This is a genomic window from Paracoccus rhizosphaerae, assembly GCF_026162645.1.
Lineage (GTDB): Bacteria > Pseudomonadota > Alphaproteobacteria > Rhodobacterales > Rhodobacteraceae > Paracoccus > Paracoccus rhizosphaerae.
The window spans coordinates 1-20298 of sequence record NZ_JAOTBE010000045.1; the positions used below are offsets into that span (position 1 = coordinate 1).

Below are 20298 nucleotides of genomic sequence, written 5' to 3' on the forward strand. Positions count from 1 at the left end.
CCGTGCCTGCGGCACAGATCAGCGACGGAAACCCCGGCCTCGTGCTCCTTCAGAATGCCGATGATCTGATCTTCAGTGAACCTGCTGCGCTTCATCTCTGGTCCTATCGGTTGGGCCAGAGACTATCTCAAACTGGATTAGGCGCAGGGGGCAACGTCACTTGGCTCGTCGGCTCAAGACGCTGAGCGGCCTCGGTCCCTACGAACACAACTGCAAGATCTGGACTCCGGAGCCGGACAGATTCATCGTCCGTCCGATCCACCAGATGCCGGGACTGAACACTTAGCGAACGTCTTGGCGGATCGGCAGCGTGAAGGGATAGACGCTGTCGGTCAGGGCGGCGGGGGCTGCGGGGCAGCGGCCTACGCGGCGGGCCGCTTCGGCCACGGCCTGGTCCAGCGCCGGCTGCCCCGACGAGGCGGCGATCCCGATGCCTTGGATGACGCCGTTGCGGCCCACGTTCAAGGCCAGCGTCACCGTCCCGCCCTGCCGCAATCCGCGCGGCGGCTTGGTGCGGCGACTGATGCAGCTGCGGATCTGACCGCCCCAATGTGCCACGGCATTTGCACGGGCGGCCGCATTGATGCCACCACCGCCGCCACCCTGGCTGCTGGCCTGCGACTGCCCACCTTGGCCGGCCTGCTGTGCCGGTTGCACAGGCGCCGGGGCACGTTCCTGCATCTGCTGCCGCTGTGGTTCGGGGGCTGGCTGGCGGCGCGGCTCGGGCTGGCGTTCCGGCCGGCGCTCGGGGCGGGCCGAGGCGTCCAGGGCCAGTTGCGATTGCGCGTCGATCCGGGGCGGCGTCATAGGCTGCAGGTCCGGCAGATCCAGCTGGGCGGGGTCGATCGGCGCCGGTTCTGGGGGTTCCGGCAGGTTCGGCTGCGCGGCGGGAGCCTCGGGCATCGCAAGGGCAGGGGCTGCGGCAAGGATCGGCGGCTTCTCGATCCGGACCTGCTCGGGCGCCTCGGCCACTGGCGGCTGGGGCGCTTGGACAGGCTCGGCCGCGGTCTCGACCTCGGGCGGGGCTTCCCACTCTGACACCATCGAGCGAACTTCCTCGCCGCCTGCGGACAGGGCGGCGGGCGGCGCGTCGGTGACGGCGGCGCCCTTCTGCGCCTGATCCGGCAGAAGCATGGCGGCCGCCGACACGTGCAGCGCTGCGGCGATGGTGAAGAAGGCTGCGGTTTCCAGCGTGCGTCGCGCGTCCATCGGCCTATCCCCTGCTGACGACCAGCCGCGCGCCGCCGGTGCGGATGGTGCGCAGCCGCGCCAGGTGTTCAGCCAGCGTGTGGGCGGGGGTCGCGGCATCGGCGCGGATCTCGACCGGCGCCTCGCCCCCATGCGCGGCGATGGCGGTCCAGACGGCCTCACCCTCGGCCTCGTTCCAGGCCAGCTCGCCCCGGGCCGAGATGAACAGGACGTCGCGATCTTCGGCCCTGACATCCGAGGCGCTTTCCGGCGGCGTCAGCGGAAACGGGGTCGGTTGGCTGATCTGCGCCGTCAGCAGGAAGAAGATCAGCAGCAGGAAGACGACGTTGATCATGGGAATGATCGACTCGCCGCGCGGCTTCCTGGGGGGCATGTCGATGCGCATGGGCCCTCAGTCAATCAGGATCAGGTCGGTGACGCCGCCCGCGCGCAGCACGTCCATGACGTCGACCAGCCGCTGGACATCCGCTCCTTCGCGCGGCCGCAGGATGACGGCCCCACCTTCGGGCGGCAGCAGGCCGGCAACAGCGGCGGACAGGTCGGCGGTGGCGACCGGCTCTCCGTTCAGCAGCGTGGCATCCGGCGTCACGTCCACCAGGCGCGGCGGGCCATGCCATTCGCTGCCCGCGCCCTCGGTGCCGCCCGCAATGGGAAGGACAGCGTCCATCCCGAACCGCGACGCCAGCATGAAGAAGATCAGCAGCAGGAAGACCACGTCGATCATCGGCGTCAGCGACATCCGCCGTGGATGTCGGCGCGGCCCCAGATCAAGGACGGCGCTCATTCGGCGGCCTCGAACAGGCGCGGCCTGGCAGGTTCCTGGCCCGCCACGAAGATCCGCGTGGCCAGATCCTCAAGGTCGGACTGCAATCGGTCGGCGATGCTTTCGAACCACGACAGCGCAACGCCGGCGGGGATGGCGACCGCCATCCCGGCGGCCGTCGTCAGCAGCGCCACCCAGATCCCGCCCGCCAGGTCGGCCGGATCGGCCTGGTTGCCCGAACTCTGCAGGACCTGGAAGGCCGAGATCATGCCCAGCACCGTGCCCAGCAGACCCAGAAGCGGCGCGATCGTGGCGATCAGCTCCAGCGCCCGCAGCCCGGTACGCGACCGATAGAGCGCCTGCCGCGCCACGCGGGCGGTTTCCTCGCGCGCGGCGGCATCGTCGAAGCGAGGGTCCAGCGAGGTGCCGATGGCCGCTTGCGCCACGCGCGCCCGGGCCGACGGACGGCCGCGGACGGCATCCATGGCGGCGCGGCGCTGGCCGTCGCCCCACAGCCGGATGGCGCGGCGGGAATGGCTGCCGCCCCAGACGCCCAACCGCCACAGCGACCACAGCTTCCACAGGACGACCGCCAGCGTGATGACCGACAGGGCGGCGATCAGCCACATCGTCCATCCTCCGTCGCGGATCATCCCGAACAGCGGAGATGCCGCCAGTGTGGTACCCAATTCGGTCATGACGAGGTTCCTTGAGGCTAATCGGGCCGCGGATACGGCACCTTGGCCGTTGATCGTTTTTGTCGGCTAATGAATCCGACAAAAGATGTCAAGTTAGTGATGGCGACGATGGGGTTGCGGTCGTGCCCGCCGCGGCGCACTGTCGGCTGCATGCGCATTCCCGTGATGATCCTTGCCGGAGGACGCGCCACCCGGATGGGCGGTGGCGACAAGCCGCTGCTGCCGCTGGCGGGCGGGACCATCCTGTCTCATGTTGTCGACCGTCTGGCGCCCCAGTCGGCTGCGCTGGCGCTGAACGCGAATGGCGATCCGGGGCGCTTTGCCGAGTTCGGGCTGCCGGTGCGGCCGGACAGCCGGGCCGGCCATCCCGGCCCCCTTGCCGGGATCCTGGCGGCGATGGACTGGGCGCAGGAACTCGGCGTGACCTCGGTCGTCACAGTGCCTGGTGACACGCCGTTCCTGCCCGGCGATCTGGTGGCGGGGCTAGTGGCGGCGCGGGGGCCGCTGGGGCTGGCACTGGCCGCCAGTCCCGATGCGGCCGGAGAGCTGCGCGATCACCCGACCTGCGGCCTCTGGCCGGTGTCACTTCGGTCTGACCTCGCGGCCACGCTGGACCGGGACGAGCGGCGCGTGCGGGCCTTCACGCGCCGGCATCAGCCGGGCACCGCACGATGGGACAGCACGCCGATCGACCCGTTCACCAACATCAACACACCTGCCGATCTGGAAGCGGCGGCCTTGCATCTGGCCGCGCCGTGACCCCTACCAGGGGACGCGCTGCCCCTTCCAGTCGTGGAAGCTGCCACTGTCCTTGGGCGTCAGGGTGGCAATGACCGCCAGCAGGGCTTCAGCGCTGCGGTCGGGGGTGATGGTCGGATAGCGGGCGGTATAGCGGGCCGTCAGCGGCGTCTCGACCGTGCCGGGATGCAGGGCGACCAGAATGGCGTGACGGTTGCGGCGGCGATATTCGATGGCGGCGGTGCGGATGATCTGGTTCTGCGCCGCCTTGGCCGCGCGATAGCCCACCCAGCCCCCCAGGCCATTGTCGCCGATCGAGCCGACCCGTGCCGACAGCGAACCGAAGACCGATCGCCGGTCGCGCGCCAGCAGCGGCGCGAAGTGCCGGATCGCCAGCGCTACGCCGGTCGCGTTCAGCGCGAACTGCGCTGCCATGGCGTCGGGATCGACGGCATCCATCGACTTCTCGGGCTGGTGGCCGTCGATGACCAGCGCCCCGATCGCATTCAGGATCAGGTCGAAATCCTGCCCCTGCAGCCGTCCGGCATGGTGAGCCACGGTGTCGGCCTGCGTCAGGTCCAGCCCGTCGCCGCTGCGCGACAGGCCCGTCACCCGGACCCCATCGGCGGTCAGCCGCGCCGACAGCGCCTGCCCGATGCCGCCCGAGGCGCCCAGGACCAGCGCCCGCATCACGCCCGTTCCCTCAGCTGCTGATAGGCGGTCAGCGCCCGCGCGCGACCGTCTGCCAATGATATTGCCCGAACCGCGTGGCGGTTGAGGTCGATGCCCCAGGACCGAGGCGCGGCGGCGGCGAAGTCGCGGGCACCGGGTGCGTCCGGCTTCAACCAGTGGTCGCGATAGGCACCGCCACCGTCGAACCTGTCGCCCTGGCCGTCAGGATTGAATACCCGAAAAAAGGGCGAGGCGTCGGGGCCGCAACCGCTGACCCATTGCCAGTTCATCGCGTTCGAGGCTGCATCCCAATCGGTCAAACAGCGTGCGAACCAGTCCAGCCCCACCCGCCAGTCGGTCAGCAGGTGCTTGGTCAGATAGCTGGCGGTGACCATGCGCACCCGGTTGTGCATCTGGCCGGTCGCGAACATCTCTCTCATGCCGGCATCGACGATATCGACGCCTGTCTGGCCGCGCCGCCAAGCCTCCGCATCGTCATTGTCGGACTTCCACGGGAACGCCGCCCATTCCTCGCGCCAGCAATCACGCTCCAGCCTGGGGAAGGCATGCATCAGCTCGCGGGCGAATTCGCGCCAGGCAAGTTCCGACAGGAAATGGTCGGCGCCCTTCGTGCCGGACTGGAAGTCCGGCTGAAGGCGTGCCCAGATGCGGCGGGCGCTGATCTCTCCGACAGCCAGCGCATCGGCAAGCCCGGTCGTGGCCTTGGGCCGCCAGGGAAAATCACGGTGCTGCTTGTAGTCGGGAAGCCGTCCGTCCAGGAACTCTTCCAGCCGGGCATGGGTCTCATCCTCGCCGGCGCGGACGTGGCGGGCGACCCCGTCCCAGCCGTGGTTCATGGCGGCGCGCGCCTCGGGCCAGTCGGTGCCATCGTTGGCCGGCCAGTCCGGAGGCGCGGCCAGCTTCGGCGCCGGCAGCGGCGGGGCGATGTCGACCTTGCGGAGCGCCTTCCAGAAGGGTGAGAAGACCTTGTAGACTCCGCCCGAACCCGTCAGCACCGAGGCGCGCGGCACAAGGTCGGCCAGCGGATGCAGATGCAGCACCGCCCCGCTTTTGGCCACGGCATCGGCCAGACCTTCATCGCTGGCGAAGGGAAAGCCTTCGGACGCATGAACCGTCGCCGCACCGGTTTCCCGCGCCATTGCCTGCAAGACTTGCGCCGGAGAACCGCGCCGGACGATCAGGCGGCTGCCCCGGCCTTGCAGCGCCTGGTCCAGCAGGGGCAGCGACAGCGCCTGCCGCATGGCGCTGGCGGGGTGGTCGCGGGCCTCGGCGGGGTCCAGAATCACCAGGGGGACCACCGGCCCCTCTGCCGCGGCCGCCACCAGCGCGGGGTGGTCGTCCAGTCGCAGGACCCGCCTGAACCAGCAGATGACCGTCATTGCATCCTCCTTGCTGCCCACAGATGCACACGCGCGGGCGAGCATAAAGTTTCACGCCGATCACGGAAGCTGAAGGCGCTGCGCGGCATTGTCACACCGGCTGCGGGTGGTATAGCTGAAGCCCCATGCGCCCGAAGGCCCCCGACACGTGTCCGATCCTGCACCAGAACCCGGCTTCGTCTCGCTCGTCTCGGCGGGTCCGGGCGACCCAGAGCTGCTGACGCTGAAGGCTGCCCGCCGCTTGGCCGAGGCCGAGGTCGTGCTGTTCGACGACCTGGCATCGGGTCCCGTGCTGGATCATGCAGGCCCGCAGGCGGAACTGATCGCGGTCGGCAAGCGCGCGGGCCGCCCCTCGGCCCGGCAAGAGGTCGTGAACCAGCTGATTGTCCAGCACGCGCAGGCCGGACGGCGCGTGGTCCGCCTGAAATCGGGTGACGCCGGCATCTTCGGGCGGCTCGAGGAAGAGCTAATCGCCCTAGCCGAGGCAGGCATCCCGTTCGAGATCGTGCCCGGCGTCACCTCGGCCAGCGCGGCTGCGGCGGCCTTCGGCATGCCCCTGACGCGGCGCCTGACCGCGCGGCGGGTGCAGTTCGTGACCGGGGCCGACATCACGGGGCAGCTGCCGCAGGACATCAACTGGGCCGCGCTGGCCGACCCGACGGTCACCACCGTCGTCTTCATGGGGCAGCGCAGCTTTCCCAAGCTGGCCGAGGGGTTGGCCATGCATGGCCTGCCCGGCACCACGCCCGCGCTTCTGGCCGAGGCGGTCGGCCATCCGGGCCAGCGCCTGATCGCCAGCACCGTCGCCGAACTGGCGCAGATGCTGCAGGCCCAAGGTCCCGCCAGCCAGCCGGGTCTGATCCTCTATGGTCCGCTGGCGCTGCCGAAACAGGCCGGTTAACGACCGCTTTTGCCTAAAATGCACGTCATGCAGAACTGGTCATGAGCAAGTCTTAAGGCCATCTTAAGACATGCCCCGGAGGCCTCGGCCCCCAACCGCAACAACCCAATTCGCCATGATCGTGTATCGCCACGTGACCACCTTTGGTGTCACGCAACAACGCTGGCTGTCCAAGATCTCCGATCTCGACGTGGTCGAGGTGGGCGGGCAGCGGCTGCTGGTGGCTGCGACGCATCTGGGCGGCGGCATCACCAGCTTCTCGATCTCGGACCCCGGCCAGCCGCTGGTGCAGCTGCGCACGCGGGCCTATCTGGACAGCTTCACCTATCAGGGGCCGCCCGAGATCTCGCTGGTCAGCTTCGGCAACCGGGACCTGCTGCATGTCGGCCAACTGGGCGGCGCTTCGAACCTGAGCACCAGCCTGCGCGGCGACAACGGGGCGATGGCGCCCTTCGGCACGCTGTTCACGACCGGGCTTGGCGCGAACCTGACGGCTTTGGGCCAGGTACAGACGTCGCAGGCGCAGGTGCTGTTCTCGGCCCAGCACGGGGCGCTGACGCTAACCACGCACCGGCTGTCGTCGGACGGCAGCCTTGTCCAGGCAGGCCAGGCGGTTCTGCCGGTGCCCGAGGGCACGACGGACGCGTCATTGGACAAGGTGCTGCAGGTGACGGTCAACGGCCAGCGGATACTGGTCGCCATCTCGGGGAACGGCAACTTCATCTCGACGCACATGATGTCCGAAAGCGGCTGGCTGGGCGCGGGCATGGTCCATGTCGCGGCGCGGGGGACCGGCTTCGACCTGCCCTCCGATGTCGAGGTCGTCCAGTTCGGCGGCCGCAGCTTCGTGCTGCTGGCCGCGGCCGGGTCCAGTTCGCTGACCGTGTTCCAGCTGACGCAGGACGGCCGGCTGACCACGGTCGACCACATCATCGACGAGGGCACGACCCGCTTCCAGTCGGCCACCGCGCTCGAAACCGCGGTGGTGGGCGGCCGTGCCTTCGTCTTCGCGGGGGGTGCCGACGACGGCATCTCGGTCTTCACCATGCTGCCTGACGGCCGCCTGATGCACCTGACGACCATCGTCGACAGCGACGGCATGACCCTGGCCGATGTCAGCGACATCGAGGCCGTCGTCGAGGGCGGGCGGATCACGCTGTTCATCGCCTCGTCGACCGAGACCGGCATCAGCCAGCTGGAATTCGACCCGGCCGCGATCGGCAGCACCCTGATTGCCGGCGCGGGGACCGTGCGCGCTGGCGCAAACGGCGACCTGCTGGTGGCGGGGCCTGAAACCCTGCGGCTGGAGGGGGGCGACGGCGGCGACATTCTGGTCGCTGGCGACCAGCCGGTGATCCTTGTCGGCGGCGCGGGCCAAGACATCTTCGTGCTGTCGCGGGTGCAGGGGCGGATCTCGATCCTCGATTTCGACATCGCCGAGGACCGGCTGGACATGTCGATGCTGGGCAACATCCGCAGCATCTGGCAGCTGCGGTTCATCTCGACCAGCAGCGGCGTGATGATCCTCTATGGCGAGACGATCCTCGACATCACCACGCGGGACGGGCGGTCGCTGAGCGTCGGCGATTTCTCGAACGCGATGTTTCCGATCGCGCACTATCTTCTGCCGGAAATCGACCCGATCGACATCCGGCCCGATGACACCCCCTCGACCGAACCCACCTGGAATTTCGGCACGCCGGGCGCGGACCGGCTGGTCGGCGGCGCCTCGCCCGACCTGTTCATGGCGGGGGCCGGCAACGACACGGTGTCGGGCGGCGCGGGCAATGACACGCTGCGCGGCGAGGACGGCGCGGACGTCCTTCGCGGCGGCGAGGGGCGCGACCGGTTGTTCGGCGGCAGGGGGCGCGACACGCTGTTCGGCGACGGCGGCGCCGACATCCTCAACGGCGAGGATGACGACGACCTGCTCTATGGCGCCGAGGGTGACGACACACTGGACGGCGGTGCCGGCAACGACCTGATCTATGGCGAGGGCGGTAACGACCGGCTGACGGGGGGCGGTGGCAACGACACGCTGTCGGGCGATGCCGGCGACGATTGGCTTCAGGTGCTGCTGGGCGCGAACCGCCTTCTGGGCGGCGACGGCAACGACACGCTTCTGGGCGGTGGCGGACCGGACTGGATGGATGGCGGCGCCGGCCGCGACGAGCTTCGCGGCGGAGGTGGGGCGGACACGCTCTTTGGCGGGGGCGATGCGGACACCATTCACGGCGAAGGCGGCAACGACAGGCTGGGCGGCGGCACCGGGCACGACCTGCTGGATGGCGGTGCGGGCAATGACACGATCAGCGGCTGGACCGACAACGACACGCTGAGGGGGGATGCCGGCAACGATCTCCTGTCCGGGGACGCCGGCAATGACCTTCTGCAGGGCGGCGACGGCGACGACACGCTGCACGGTGGGGCGGGCTTTGACGTCCTGCAGGGCGGCGCGGGTCGGGACAGCCTGAGGGGCGACGACGGCAACGACACCCTGTCTGGGGGAACCGAGGACGATTTCCTCTTCGGAGGGATGCATGACGACCTGCTCTATGGCGATGCAGGGAACGACCGGATGTGGGGCGAATGGGGCAACGACCTCATGTATGGTGGCGACGGCAACGACACCCTCTATGGTTCGGTCGGGAACGACCGGATGTTCGGCCAGGACGGCAACGACTATCTCAGCTCGCTTGCGGGGAACAACGGCTTCGACGGCGGCAATGGCGACGACACGCTGATCGGCGGATGGGGGCGCGACTGGCAGTCCGGAGGGGCAGGCAATGACCTGCTGATCGGCGGCGGCGGGAACGATACGCAGCACGGTGGGGCAGGCGTCGACATCCTCAGGGGCGGTGACGGCAACGACATCCTGCGCGGCAACCAGCACAACGACCTGCTGAGCGGGGACAACGGCGACGACCGCCTGTTCGGCGGGCTTGGCAACGACCGGCTGTTCGGGGGCGCGGGCAACGACCTGCTGTCTGGCGAATGGGGTGACGACCAGTTGACCGGCGGCGACGGCAACGACAGCCTCTATGGCGGGGCCGGAAACGACAGGATGTTCGGCGGCAACGGCAACGACCTGCTCAGCGCGCTGGTCGGCAACAACAGGTTCGATGGCGGCGCGGGCGACGACACCCTGACCGGTGGCAATGGCCTGGACACCCTGTTCGGCGGGCCGGGCAACGATCGGCTGCTCGGCGGCGGCGGCAACGACTACCTCAACGGGGGCGCCGGGAACGACAGGATCCACGGCGGATGGGGGAGCGACACGCTGATCGGCGGCGCCGGAGACGATGCCTTGGCCGGTAACCAGGGAGACGACCGACTTTTCGACGGGCTCGGCAACAATGCCATGTATGGCGGCTTCGGCGACGACACCCTGCAGGCGGGCAGCGGGCAGGATACGCTGCGGGGGGATGACGGGAACGACCTGCTGATCGGTGGCGCCGGCAACGACGTGCTTTTCGGTGGCAACGGCAACGACACGCTGCACGGGCAGGCCGGCTGGGACGTGTTGGACGGTGGCGGGGGGGACGACCGGCTGATCGGCGGCGCCGGACGCGACAGGCTGATGGGCGGCCATGGCAACGACTGGATCGGCGGCGGCGATCACGGCGACACGATCGACGGCGGTTGGGGCCACGACCTTCTGCGCGGCGAAGGGGGCGCAGATGTGCTGTTCGGCGGCCCCGGCAATGACACACTGGTCGGCGGCGTCGATGCCGACCGCCTGACCGGTGGCGGCGGCCGCGACGTCTTCCGCTATTCCGCCCCATTCGACAGCCGGCCCGTCGCCAGCGACATCATCACCGACTTCACGCCCGGAGAGGATCTTCTCGACCTTCGCTCCCTCGACCTCGATTGGCGCGGCAATGGCGGCCATGCCGGAGACCGCTCGGTGAGATGGGCCCATGTCGGACAGGACACGCATGTCTTCATCGACGTGGACGGCGACCTTCAGGCGGACATGCTGATCCGGCTGCAGGACAGGCTGGCGCTGGACGGAGACGACTTCCTGCTTTAGCCGCCAAGCCTCGCCACGGCCCATCTGGCCGCGTCGGATACGACAGGATCGGCATCCCCAAGCAGCGGCCGGGCAGCGGCGGCAAGCGAGACGTCACCGGAATTTCCGATCGCATAAAGAACGTTCCTCATGAAGCGATCGCGCCCGATGCGCTTGATCGGACTGCCCGAGAACCTGGCCCGGAACGCCGGATCATCCAGCGCCGCCAATTCGGCCAGCGGCGGCGCCTCGATGATCCCTCGATAGCGCATCTCGGATCCGGCCTGCGCGAACTTGTTCCAAGGGCAGACGGCGAGGCAGTCGTCACAGCCATAGATGCGGTTGCCCATCAGGGGTCGCAGATCGGGGTCGACGGGTCCCTTGTGCTCGATCGTCAGATAGGAAATGCAGCGCCGCGCATCCAGCTGATATGGGGCGGGAAAGGCGCCGGTCGGGCAGGCATCCAAGCAGGCGCGGCAGGACCCGCAATGGCCTGCACCAGGTGTGTCCTGCGGCAGCGGCATGGTGGTGAAGATCGCGCCCAGGAAGAACCAGCTGCCCAGTTCGCGCGACAGCAGGTTCGTGTGCTTGCCCTGCCATCCCAGCCCCGCCGCCTCGGCCAGCGGCTTCTCCATGACCGGCGCGGTATCGACGAACACCTTGATCTGGTGGCCAGGCTCGGGCGCCGTTTCCAGAAGCCACCGCCCCAGCCGCTTCAGCCGCTTCTTGACCAGGTCGTGGTAATCCCGCCCCTGGGCATAGACGCTGACCGCCGCCTGCCCCCGCCGCTGCAGCACCTCCAGCGGATCGCCCTCGGGCGTGTAAAGCTCGGCCAGCATGACGACCGATCGGGCCTCCGGCCACAGAGCGGCTGGATCGCCCCGCCAATGCGTCCGCTGGGCCATCCAGCCCATCTGCCCGTGCCGCCCCGCCCGAAGGAACTCGGCCAACCGCTCGGCCTGCTGGGGGACCGCATCGGGCTGCGTGATACCCATAGCCGCAAAGCCCACGGCCTTCGCCTGGGCGTCAAGCTCCGCCTTCTTCTTTGCCCAAATACCCTCGGGGGGTCCGGGGGGCGAAGCGCCTCCGGCCGTCGCGGGACGCGACGCGCCCGCCGCGCCCTTATCCGAAGTCAAGCTCGGCATAATGCGGCGCCGGGTGAATCCCCGGCATCTGGTCGGCCAGGACCGCGCGGAAAGCCGGGCGCGACTTGATCGTCGCATACCAGTCGCGCAGCGCCTCGGACCGGTCCCAGTCGACGTCCGATATGTAATCGAGGCACGAGAAATGCGCCGCGGCCGTGAAATCCGCCAGGCTCAAGGTCGCACCGGCCAGCCAGCGCCGGGTCTCCAGCAGGCTGCTCAGATAATCGATATGCTCCTTGATCGCTCGCAGCCCGTCCTTCACGACGCGGCTGTCGGGATAGCCTTGGCGGGTGATCTTCTTCCACACACGCTCGTTCATGATCGGGCGGGTGACCTCGGCGTGGAACTTGTCGTCGAACCAGGCGCAGAGGCGGCGCACCTCGTGCCGCTCCAGCGGGGTCTGCGGCATCAGCGGCGGTGTCGGGACGGCCTCGTCCAGATATTCAACGATGGCCTGGCTCTCGGCCAGGACATTGCCGCGATAGCGCAGGACGGGCAGCTTGCCTGCGGGGTTCCGGCGCTTGAGGTCGGGCGGGCCTTCCCAGTACCGCTCCTCGACCAGTTCGACCTCGATCTTCTTCTCGGCCAGAACCAGCCGCACCTTGCGGCAGAACGGGGACAGGGCGGTGTGATACAAGCGCGTGGTCTGCGTGTTCGTGGTCATGGACTGCCCGGGGCCTTCTTGTTATTCTCGACGCCGTCTTGATACGCCTCGGCCCGGTCGCTTTCAACCGCGGGGGCTATTCGAAGCAGTCCGCACGACCGTCGCGCGCGATGGTTGCGGCGCCGTCGGCAATCGACCGCGAACGGCGCGAGGCCGCGCCAGTCCCGCGCGTCAGCGGCGACGGCAGGACGGCGGCCAGCCGCGCCGCCTGCACGGGCGTCAGACGGTCGGGGGTCGTGGCGAAATGCTCGCGCGCGGCGGCGTGGATGCCGAAGATGCCCGGCCCGAACTCGGCCACGTTCAGATAGACCTCCAGGATGCGGCGCTTGGACCAGAGCGCCTCGATCATCGGGGTCAGTGCCGTCTCCGCCGCCTTCCTGGCCCAGCTGCGGGTCTGCCACAGAAAGGCGTTCTTGGCGGTCTGCTGGGTCAGCGTCGATGCGCCGCGAGACGACCCCGAGGCGACGACCTTGCGGATCTCGGCCATGTCAAAGCCCCAGTGCAGGCAAAAGTTCGCATCCTCGGCCGCAACGACCGACCTGCGCATGACCGGCGCGATGTCCTTCAACGGCACCCACTGGCGGTCCAACAGGTCGTGCTGGCGGGCGGCGGCCACCATGGTCCAGGTCATCGGCGGATTGATCACCGCATAGATCGCGACCGATCCCGCCATCACCAGCGCCATGCGCAGCAGCGTGAAGCGCAGCCAGAACCAGATCCTGGCGCGCAGGCGCGGACCGCGCCGGGGCGGGCCGCTGTCAGGGGGAAGGGGGATCGGGCGGCGGAACGGCATGCGCGCATCTCCCATGCCCTGCGCGCCTGCGTCAAGCGCGGCTGCCTTGTCTTGCCTGGCCTCGCCGGATCGGCCATCGTGGGGCCGACGTGATGCGGATGACCCGATGAAGGCCTTCCTTGCCCTGATGCCGTTCCTGCTGGCGCTGCCTGCCGTCGGCCAGCCGATCCTGTCGCTGCCCTTGCCGGGCGATGCACAGGTGATGGCGGTCAACCATTCCTGCAGCGACGGGATCGCGCGGCGGGTTAGCTATGTCACCACGGGCCGCAATTCGCTAGCGATTTTCGAGGGTGTCGAGGGGCCGTCGATCTTCGTCCAGGTCGTCGCAGCCTCTGGCGCGCGCTATGTCGCAGCCATGCAGGAATGGTGGGTCAAGGGCGGCGAGGCCACGCTACGCGACGCCACCAAGGGGGAAGGCGCCACGATCACCTGCCAGGCCCAGGGCTGAAACGCATCGCGGCCCCGCAAGGGGGCCGCGCGCAAGGTCATTCGGCGGGGACGGCGCTTGGCGCCTCGACCGCAGCGATGGGATGGGGCAGGTGGGCCAGCATCTCCATGGGGCAGACCTGCAGGAAGTTGCCCTTCTCGCGGTCCCAGTTCGACAGGATGTCGTCGGCGCGCCGCGATCCCGTCTCGCGCAGGTGGCGCTCGATCAGGCTCTTCAGCTCGCCCTCCCAGTGATCCTGCGTGACCGGGCACATCACCAGCGTCTCGGCGTTGATGTAGTCGCGCGCCAGGCCCTGCGGATCATAGAGATAGGCCATGCCGCCGGTCATGCCGGCGCCGAAGTTCGCGCCGATCCGTCCCAGGATCACCGCCACGCCGCCGGTCATGTATTCGCAGCCGTTCGACCCGCAGCCTTCGATCACCACGGTCGCGCCGCTGTTCCTGACGGCAAAGCGTTCGCCGGCCCGGCCGGCCGCGAACAGGTGACCGTCGGTCGCTCCGTAGAGGACCGTGTTGCCGATGATCGTGTTGTCGGCGGCGACCAGCGGGCTGCCCATCGGCGGGCGCACCACGATGGTGCCGCCGGACAGGCCCTTGCCGACATAGTCGTTGGCATCGCCCGACACCTCGATCTTCAGCCCTGGCGCGGCAAAGGCGCCAAGAGACTGGCCCGCGCTGCCGGTCAGCCGCACCGTCAGGTGGTCCGGCTGCAGGCTGTTCCGCATGCCGAACTTCTGCACGATCATGCTGGAGGTTCGGGTGCCGACAGTCCGCTGCGTGTTCCGCACGGCATAAGACAGCTGCATCTTCTCGCCGTCCTCGAAGAAGCGGGCGGCGTCCTTGACGATCTCGGCGTCCAGCGTGTCCATCACCGCGTTGCGCGGCTTGGAGCGATCGTAGACGATCTTCTCGGCCCCATCGACTGTGATCAGCAGCGGGTTCAGGTCCAGGTCGTCCAGGTTTGCGGCACCGCGGCTGACCTGGGTCAGCAGGTCGGCGCGGCCGATCACCTCATCCACCGAACGTGCGCCGATAGATGCCAGGATCTCGCGCACCTCCTGAGCATAGAAGGTGATGAGGTTCACCACCTTGTCCGCCGATCCGGTGAACATGGCGCGCAGCTTCTCGTCCTGGGTGCAGACGCCCACCGGGCAGGTGTTCGACTGGCACTGGCGGACCATGATGCAGCCCATCGCGATCAGGGCGGCGGTGCCGATGCCGTATTCTTCGGCCCCCATCATCGCGGCCATGACGATGTCGCGGCCCGTGCGCAGGCCCCCGTCGGTGCGCAGCGTCACGCGTTCCCGCAGGCGGTTCATGGCCAGGACCTGATGCGCCTCGGTCAGGCCCATTTCCCACGGCAGGCCCGCGAACTTGATCGAGGTCGCGGGCGATGCCCCGGTGCCGCCGTTGTGCCCCGAAATCAGGATCACGTCGGCCTTGGCCTTCGCCACCCCGGCCGCGATGGTGCCGACACCAGACGAAGCCACCAGCTTCACCGTGATCTTGGCGCGCGGGTTGATCTGCTTCAGGTCATAGATCAGCTGCGCCAGATCCTCGATCGAGTAGATGTCGTGGTGCGGCGGCGGCGAGATCAGCGTCACGCCCGGCGTCGAGTGACGCAGCCGCGCGATCAGCTTGGTGACCTTCATGCCGGGCAGCTGGCCGCCCTCGCCGGGCTTGGCGCCCTGGGCGACCTTGATCTCAAGCTCTTCGCAGGCGTTCAGGTACTCGGCGGTGACGCCGAAGCGGCCCGAGGCGACCTGCTTGATCTTGGCGCAGGGGTTGTCGCCGTTCGGCAACGGGTGGCTGTGCGCGGGATCCTCGCCACCCTCGCCCGAATCGGACTTTGCGCCGATGCGGTTCATGGCGATGTTCAGCGTCATGTGCGCCTCGGGCGACAGCGCCCCAAGCGACATGCCCGGCGTGACGAAGCGCTTGCGGATCGAGGTGATGGATTCCACCTCCTCGATCGGCACCGGCTTGCCGAGCGGCTTGATGTCCAGCAGGTCGCGAATGTGGATCGGCGGGTTCGCCCGCAAGGTCGCGCTGAACTGCTTCCAGATGTCATAGGACGCCTTTTCGCAGGCGACCTGCAAAAGCTTCATCGTGTTGGCTTCCCAGGCATGCTTTTCGCCCGACCGGCGCAGCTTGTAGAAGCCGCCGACCGGCAGCAGGTCCACGTCCGCCGTCTGGAAGGCCTTACGGTGCAGATCCTCAAGCTTGGCCTGAAGACCGTGCAGGCCGATGCCGGAAATGCGCGACTGCATGCCGGGGAAGTATTCCGCCACCATGGCCCGCGACAGGCCCACGGCCTCGAAGTTGAGGCCGCCGCGATAGGACGACAGGACCGAGATGCCCATCTTGGCCATGATCTTCAGCAGGCCGGCGTCGATGGCGTCGCGATAGCGGCGCATGTTCTCGATCAGGGTGCCTGTCAGCAGCCCGCGTTCGATGCGGTCGTTGATGCTGTCCTGCGCCAGATAGGGGTTCACCGTGGTCGCGCCGCAGCCGACCAGCACCGCGAAGTAATGCGGGTCCATGCATTCGGCGCTGCGCACGTTGACGCTGCAGAAGGTCCGCAGGCCCTTGCGGGTCAGCCAGCTATGCACCGCGCTGGTGGCCAGGATCATCGGCATGGCGACGCGGCCCTTGCCCTGACCCTCGTCCGTCAGCACCAGATGGCCGGCGCCCGAGCGCACGGCATCCTCGGCCTCGGCACGGATGCGGGCCAGGCCCTCGCCAAGCGCATCGGGACCCGCGCCTTCCGCAAAGGTGCAGTCGATGCGGGTAACGGTGTCGCCGAACATCTTCATCATCTCGGCGAATTCGCCGTTGGCGATGAAGGGGCTTTCCAGGACCACGATCTCGGTCTGGCTGCTCGATTCGTCCAGCACGTTCTTGAGGTTTCCGAAGCGCGTCTTCAGCGACATCACCCGCGTTTCCCGCAGGCTGTCGATCGGCGGGTTCGTCACCTGGCTGAAGTTCTGCCGGAAGAAGTGGCTCATCGGGCGGTACTGGTTCGACAGGACCGCGGGCGGCGTGTCGTCGCCCATCGAGGCGAGGCTTTCCTTGCCGTCCTCGGCCATCGGCGCCAGGACCTGCTCCAGCTCCTCCATCGTCAGGCCGGCGGCGGTCTGGCGGCGGCGCAGCTCGTCGCCCGAGAAATGCGACATCTCGGGCAGGTCGCGCATGATGTCGTTCAGGTCGATGACCTTCTCGATCCATTCGCCGAAGGGCTGGCTGGAGGACAGGCGGTCCTTGATGTCGGTGTCGTGGTAGAGCTTGCCCTCCCACATGTCGACGGCGATCATCTGCCCCGGCCCGAGCGCGCCCTTTTCGCGGACGTTCGCCTCGTTCACGGGGACCATGCCGACCTCGGAGCCCGCGATCAGCAGGTTGTCGTCGGTCACGACGAAGCGCATTGGCCGCAGCCCGTTGCGGTCAAGGCCGCCGCAGACCCACCGCCCGTCGGTCATCGCCAGCGCCGCGGGGCCGTCCCACGGCTCCATCACGGCGTTGCAATAGGCGTACATGTCGGCCCACGCCTTGGGCATGTCGGTCGTGGCCTTGGACCAGCTCTCCGGCACCAGCATCGTCTTGGTCATCGGCGCGCTGCGCCCGGACCGGACCAGCACCTCGAACACCGCGTCCAGTGCGGCGCTGTCGGACGATCCGGCGGGCACGATCGGCTTGATGTCCTCGGCCATGTCGCCGAAGGCACTGGAGGCCATGCGGATCTCGTGGCTGCGCAGCCAGTTCAGGTTGCCCTTCAGCGTGTTGATTTCGCCGTTATGGGCCAGCATGCGGAAGGGCTGGGCCAGCCACCACTGCGGGAAGGTGTTGGTGCTGTAGCGCTGGTGATAGATCGCGAAGGCGCTCTCGAAGCGTTCGTCCTTGAGGTCGGGATAGAACTCGGCCACCTGCTCGGCCAGCATCATGCCCTTGTAGATGATCGACCGGCAGGAGAGCGAGCAGAAGTACAGGTCGCGCACCTGCGCCAGCACCGTCGCCTTCTCGATGCGGCGGCGGATGATGTAGAGTTCGCGTTCGAACTGGACCTGGTCGATGTCCTTTTCGCAGCGGATCAGGATCTGCTCGATCTCGGGGCGGGTGGCATTGGCCTTTTCGCCCAGAACGCCGATGTTCACCGGGACGTGGCGCCAGCCATAGATATAGTGGCCCATCCGCAGGACCTCGGATTCGACGATGGTCCGGCAGGCCTCTTGCGCCGCGAAGTTGGTGCGCGGCAGGAAGACCTGGCCCACGGCGATCAGCTTGTCGTGGTCGGGCTCGTGGCCGGTGCGGCGGATCTGGTCATAGAAGAAGGGGATCGGGATCTGCACGTGGATGCCCGCGCCATCGCCTGTGCGGCCGTCGGCATCCACCGCGCCTCGGTGCCAGATCGCCTTCAGCGCATCGATGCCGGCCTGCACGACCTTGCGGCTGACCTTGCCGTCGACATTGACCACTAGGCCCACGCCGCAGGAGGAATGCTCGTCCTCTTCGCGATAGAGGCTGTGTTCGGCCATCCAGTCGCGGCGGGCCTGTTCCTGCTGTTGCCAATCCATGCTCATGATGCGGCCCTTTCCTGCAAGATCTGCGTCATCAGCTGATCGCAGTCGAATTGTGGGGTGGTGTCGCCGAAACCGGCCTCATTGGGGAATGCGAAGGTGACGGGGCTGTCGTTCGTCTCGCGCCGGGCGCCGGTCCAGTCGCTGCTGGTCTCGACCCCGCCGAAGAAGCGGCCGAAGTCGCGGCTGACGAACTGCCCGCCCTCGCGCTCGATCAGGATCTCGCCGCTTTCGCTGCGGGTGGTCAGCTGGAACCGGGTCCGCTCCAGCGGCTGGCCGTCGATCTGGACGGTCTCGCCGGTCAGGACGTCGAAGCCCTGGTGGTTCAGCAGCGTCCCGTCGTCGGACCGGGTCCAGAAGTCGAAGTCGTCGCGGCCGCTCTCGACAAGCTCGCCGAAGCTGGCGTGATCCTCGGCCTCGTCGACCAGGCGATCGGTCAGGCCGGTGACCGGATCCTGGCTTTCGATCCAGCGCGTCTCGGCGTCGATGGTGGACAGGTGGAACAAGCCGTCCTGCCCGAAGATCGCGCTGCGTTGATACCCTTCGGGATCGGCGTCGCAGCGATAGTACTGGCTGACCGTACAGCCGCGATTCTGGACGGTCATCTGCAGGCTGCAGCCCGAAGGCGGCGTGAAGTTCGCCGCCAGCGCCGGCTGCGGGGCCAACGCGGCGCCGGCCACCGGCAGCATCGCCAGCAGCATCCGCAGTCGCGGGTTGTCGGAGGCAGCGCCGTAAAGCGATCCTTGCAACATGGCGCCCACCTTATTCGGCGGCGACGCGGGCGTCGCCCGTCAGGAAGCTGGCGATGGATTCGGCGGCCTCGCGCCCGTCACGGATCGCCCAGACCACAAGGCTGGCGCCGCGGACGATGTCGCCCACCGCGAAGACCCCGGGAATCGATGTCTGGTGCGTCTGGAAGTTCGCCTTGATGGTGCCCCAGCGCGTCACCTCCAGCCCGTCGACGCCCCACAGCTTGGGCAGGTCCTCTGGCTCGAAGCCCAGGGCCTTGATGACCAGATCCGCGGGTTCGTCATAGTCGGCGCCCTCGATCAGTTCGGGCGACTGGCGGCCGGTGACGTCGGGCTGGCCCAGACGCATCTTCTGAATGCTGACGCTGGCGATCTGCGAGACGGTGCGGACCGGACCGTCGACATCGGCCTCTTGCGCGGCGGCGAAGTCCCCCGTCACATGGCCTACGAAGCCGCCGGGACCGGATAGCCAGACGAATTCAACGCCCTCTTCCTCGGCGTTCTGCACTTCGCGCTGCGAACCCGGCATGTTGGCGCGGTCGCGGCGATAGAGGCACTTGACCGACTGAGCGCCCTGACGGATCGCCGTGCGCACGCAGTCCATCGCGGTGTCGCCGCCGCCGATGACGATGACGCGCTTGCCGTTGGCGTTCAGTTCTCCGTCCTCGTAATCCGGAACCTCGTCGCCGAAATCGATCTTATTGCTGGCGGTCAGATAGTCGATGGCGCGCACGACGCCGCCGGCATCGGCGTTGTCGATATCCAGGTCGCGCGTCTTGTAGACGCCGGTCGCGATCAAGACGGCGTCGTGCTTGCCGCGGATCGCGTCGAAGCTGATGTCCTCGCCCACGTTGCAGTTCAGCACGAACTCGACGCCGCTGTCGGCCAGCCACTGGTTGCGGCGCATGACGACGTGCTTTTCCAGCTTGAAGCCGGGGATGCCATAGGTCATCAGCCCGCCCGCGCGATCATAGCGGTCATAGATCGTGACCTGGTATCCCTGGCGGCGCAGCATGTCGGCCGCCGACAGCCCGCCGGGGCCCGCACCGATGATGCCGATCGATTCGGCACGTTCCTGGGCCGGCTTGATGGGGGTGATCCAGCCTTCTTCCCAAGCGGTGTCGTTGATGTACTTCTCGACCGCACCGATGGTGACGGTGCCGTGGCCCGACTGCTCGATCACGCAGTTGCCCTCGCAGAGGCGGTCCTGCGGGCAGATGCGGCCGCAGATCTCGGGCAGGGTGCTGGTCGCCTGGCTGACCTGCCAAGCCTCTTGCAGGCGGCCTTCGGCGGTCAGTCGCAGCCAGTCGGGGATGTTGTTATGCAGCGGGCAGTGGCTCTGGCAATAGGGGACACCGCACTGGCTGCAGCGCCCCGCCTGCTCGGCCGCCTTCTGGGCGGCGAATTCGCGATAGATCTCGTGAAAGTCCTCGGACCGTTCCTGGGCCGAACGTTTCTCGGGCATCTCGCGCGGGATCGAGACGAACTTGAGCATCTTCTGCGTGGCCATGGCTGCGCTGCCTCTTCTGAAAG

17 protein-coding genes and 1 pseudogene are annotated in these 20298 nt (G+C 68.1%); 5 read left to right on the plus strand and 13 right to left on the minus strand.

Going from position 1 to position 20298, the window contains the following annotated elements; all coding sequences use genetic code 11:
* Positions 1-95, minus strand: a 95-nt coding sequence (locus OC184_RS14195) for a transposase (RefSeq protein ID WP_265507867.1), incomplete at its 3' end; no start/stop codon positions are given.
* A gap of 62 nt (positions 96-157) precedes the next feature.
* Here OC184_RS14195 and OC184_RS14200 point away from each other — a divergent pair.
* Positions 158-286 (plus strand): annotated as a pseudogene (locus tag OC184_RS14200) (IS481 family transposase); the annotation flags it as partial.
* Here OC184_RS14200 and OC184_RS14205 read toward each other — a convergent pair.
* Genes OC184_RS14205 through OC184_RS14220 form a run of 4 tightly spaced genes read right to left on the minus strand, consistent with a single transcriptional unit; the run spans position 283 to position 2670 of the window.
* A complete protein-coding gene (locus OC184_RS14205) occupies positions 283-1209 on the minus strand; it encodes a TonB family protein (protein WP_265507843.1) in 927 nt (308 codons plus the stop codon). The pseudogene OC184_RS14200 and the gene OC184_RS14205 overlap by 4 nt on opposite strands.
* A gap of 4 nt (positions 1210-1213) precedes the next feature.
* On the minus strand, positions 1214-1594 hold the full coding sequence (locus tag OC184_RS14210) for an ExbD/TolR family protein (protein ID WP_265507844.1): 381 nt from the start codon (positions 1592-1594) through the stop codon (positions 1214-1216).
* 6 nt (positions 1595-1600) lie between these two features.
* Positions 1601-1993 carry an ExbD/TolR family protein gene (locus tag OC184_RS14215; RefSeq protein WP_265507845.1) on the minus strand — a complete coding sequence of 131 codons (393 nt, stop codon included), beginning with the start codon at positions 1991-1993 and terminating at the stop codon, positions 1601-1603.
* A complete protein-coding gene (locus tag OC184_RS14220; protein ID WP_265507846.1) occupies positions 1990-2670 on the minus strand; it encodes a MotA/TolQ/ExbB proton channel family protein in 681 nt (226 codons plus the stop codon). Before OC184_RS14220 ends, OC184_RS14215 begins: the two co-directional genes overlap by 4 nt.
* A gap of 150 nt (positions 2671-2820) precedes the next feature.
* Here OC184_RS14220 and mobA point away from each other — a divergent pair, with 150 nt between their 5' ends.
* On the plus strand, positions 2821-3429 hold the full coding sequence (gene mobA, locus OC184_RS14225; RefSeq protein ID WP_265507847.1) for a molybdenum cofactor guanylyltransferase MobA: 609 nt from the start codon (positions 2821-2823) through the stop codon (positions 3427-3429).
* A 3-nt stretch (positions 3430-3432) separates the two neighbouring features.
* Here mobA and OC184_RS14230 read toward each other — a convergent pair whose 3' ends face one another.
* Together OC184_RS14230 and OC184_RS14235 are read right to left on the minus strand one after the other, a co-directional pair.
* The gene (locus OC184_RS14230) at positions 3433-4098 is read right to left on the minus strand and encodes an SDR family NAD(P)-dependent oxidoreductase (protein ID WP_322630208.1); all 666 of its coding nucleotides are present in this window, start codon (positions 4096-4098) and stop codon (positions 3433-3435) included.
* A complete protein-coding gene (locus OC184_RS14235) occupies positions 4098-5480 on the minus strand; it encodes a cryptochrome/photolyase family protein (protein WP_265507849.1) in 1383 nt (460 codons plus the stop codon). The genes OC184_RS14230 and OC184_RS14235 overlap by 1 nt, the downstream gene beginning before the upstream one ends.
* Before the next feature lie 148 nt (positions 5481-5628).
* On the opposite strand from OC184_RS14235, the gene cobA reads away from it, so the two are divergent.
* Both cobA and OC184_RS14245 read left to right on the plus strand, forming a co-directional pair.
* Positions 5629-6381: a uroporphyrinogen-III C-methyltransferase gene (gene cobA, locus OC184_RS14240; RefSeq protein WP_265507850.1), complete on the plus strand. Its 753-nt coding sequence runs from the start codon at positions 5629-5631 to the stop codon at positions 6379-6381.
* A gap of 115 nt (positions 6382-6496) precedes the next feature.
* Entirely contained in the window at positions 6497-10414 is a 3918-nt protein-coding gene (locus OC184_RS14245; protein WP_265507851.1) for a calcium-binding protein, read from the plus strand.
* Here OC184_RS14245 and queG read toward each other — a convergent pair.
* From queG to mtgA, 3 genes are all read right to left on the minus strand, one after another.
* On the minus strand, positions 10411-11538 hold the full coding sequence (gene queG / locus OC184_RS14250) for a tRNA epoxyqueuosine(34) reductase QueG (protein ID WP_265507852.1): 1128 nt from the start codon (positions 11536-11538) through the stop codon (positions 10411-10413). The two genes, OC184_RS14245 and queG, sit on opposite strands and share 4 nt — an antisense overlap.
* Positions 11516-12202, minus strand: a complete 687-nt coding sequence (fzlA, locus tag OC184_RS14255; RefSeq protein ID WP_265507853.1) for an FtsZ-binding protein FzlA — start codon at positions 12200-12202, stop codon at positions 11516-11518. Before fzlA ends, queG begins: the two co-directional genes overlap by 23 nt.
* Positions 12203-12278: 76 nt before the next feature.
* Positions 12279-13010: a monofunctional biosynthetic peptidoglycan transglycosylase gene (gene mtgA, locus OC184_RS14260; RefSeq protein ID WP_265507854.1), complete on the minus strand. Its 732-nt coding sequence runs from the start codon at positions 13008-13010 to the stop codon at positions 12279-12281.
* A 91-nt stretch (positions 13011-13101) separates the two neighbouring features.
* Between mtgA and OC184_RS14265 the strand changes: the two genes are divergently transcribed.
* Complete coding sequence (locus tag OC184_RS14265; RefSeq protein WP_265507855.1) at positions 13102-13443, plus strand: MliC family protein; 342 nt, start codon at positions 13102-13104, stop codon at positions 13441-13443.
* 37 nt (positions 13444-13480) lie between these two features.
* On the opposite strand, the gene gltB is transcribed toward OC184_RS14265, so the two are convergent.
* From gltB to OC184_RS14280, 3 genes are read right to left on the minus strand one after another with little or no spacing between them, the layout of a single operon-like run.
* Positions 13481-18013, minus strand: coding sequence for a glutamate synthase large subunit (gene gltB / locus OC184_RS14270; protein WP_265507869.1), 4533 nt, complete (start codon positions 18011-18013; stop codon positions 13481-13483).
* Between the two features lie 2 nt (positions 18014-18015).
* Complete coding sequence (locus OC184_RS14275; RefSeq protein ID WP_265507856.1) at positions 18016-18768, minus strand: hypothetical protein; 753 nt, start codon at positions 18766-18768, stop codon at positions 18016-18018.
* 10 nt (positions 18769-18778) lie between these two features.
* Complete coding sequence (locus tag OC184_RS14280; RefSeq protein WP_265507857.1) at positions 18779-20275, minus strand: NAD(P)-dependent oxidoreductase; 1497 nt, start codon at positions 20273-20275, stop codon at positions 18779-18781.
* Positions 20276-20298: the final 23 nt, after the last annotated feature.

Coding starts and splice junctions, on each gene's coding strand:
- OC184_RS14235 (WP_265507849.1), bottom strand. CDS start 5,480: ATGACGGTCATCTGCTGGTTCAGGCGGGTCCTGCGACTGGACGACCAC.
- OC184_RS14215 (WP_265507845.1), bottom strand. CDS start 1,993: ATGAGCGCCGTCCTTGATCTGGGGCCGCGCCGACATCCACGGCGGATG.
- OC184_RS14265 (WP_265507855.1), top strand. CDS start 13,102: ATGAAGGCCTTCCTTGCCCTGATGCCGTTCCTGCTGGCGCTGCCTGCC.
- OC184_RS14275 (WP_265507856.1), bottom strand. CDS start 18,768: ATGTTGCAAGGATCGCTTTACGGCGCTGCCTCCGACAACCCGCGACTG.
- OC184_RS14220 (WP_265507846.1), bottom strand. CDS start 2,670: ATGACCGAATTGGGTACCACACTGGCGGCATCTCCGCTGTTCGGGATG.
- queG (WP_265507852.1), bottom strand. CDS start 11,538: ATGCCGAGCTTGACTTCGGATAAGGGCGCGGCGGGCGCGTCGCGTCCC.
- OC184_RS14280 (WP_265507857.1), bottom strand. CDS start 20,275: ATGGCCACGCAGAAGATGCTCAAGTTCGTCTCGATCCCGCGCGAGATG.
- OC184_RS14210 (WP_265507844.1), bottom strand. CDS start 1,594: ATGCGCATCGACATGCCCCCCAGGAAGCCGCGCGGCGAGTCGATCATT.
- gltB (WP_265507869.1), bottom strand. CDS start 18,013: ATGGATTGGCAACAGCAGGAACAGGCCCGCCGCGACTGGATGGCCGAA.
- mtgA (WP_265507854.1), bottom strand. CDS start 13,010: ATGGGAGATGCGCGCATGCCGTTCCGCCGCCCGATCCCCCTTCCCCCT.
- mobA (WP_265507847.1), top strand. CDS start 2,821: ATGCGCATTCCCGTGATGATCCTTGCCGGAGGACGCGCCACCCGGATG.
- OC184_RS14230 (WP_322630208.1), bottom strand. CDS start 4,098: ATGCGGGCGCTGGTCCTGGGCGCCTCGGGCGGCATCGGGCAGGCGCTG.
- fzlA (WP_265507853.1), bottom strand. CDS start 12,202: ATGACCACGAACACGCAGACCACGCGCTTGTATCACACCGCCCTGTCC.
- OC184_RS14245 (WP_265507851.1), top strand. CDS start 6,497: ATGATCGTGTATCGCCACGTGACCACCTTTGGTGTCACGCAACAACGC.
- OC184_RS14205 (WP_265507843.1), bottom strand. CDS start 1,209: ATGGACGCGCGACGCACGCTGGAAACCGCAGCCTTCTTCACCATCGCC.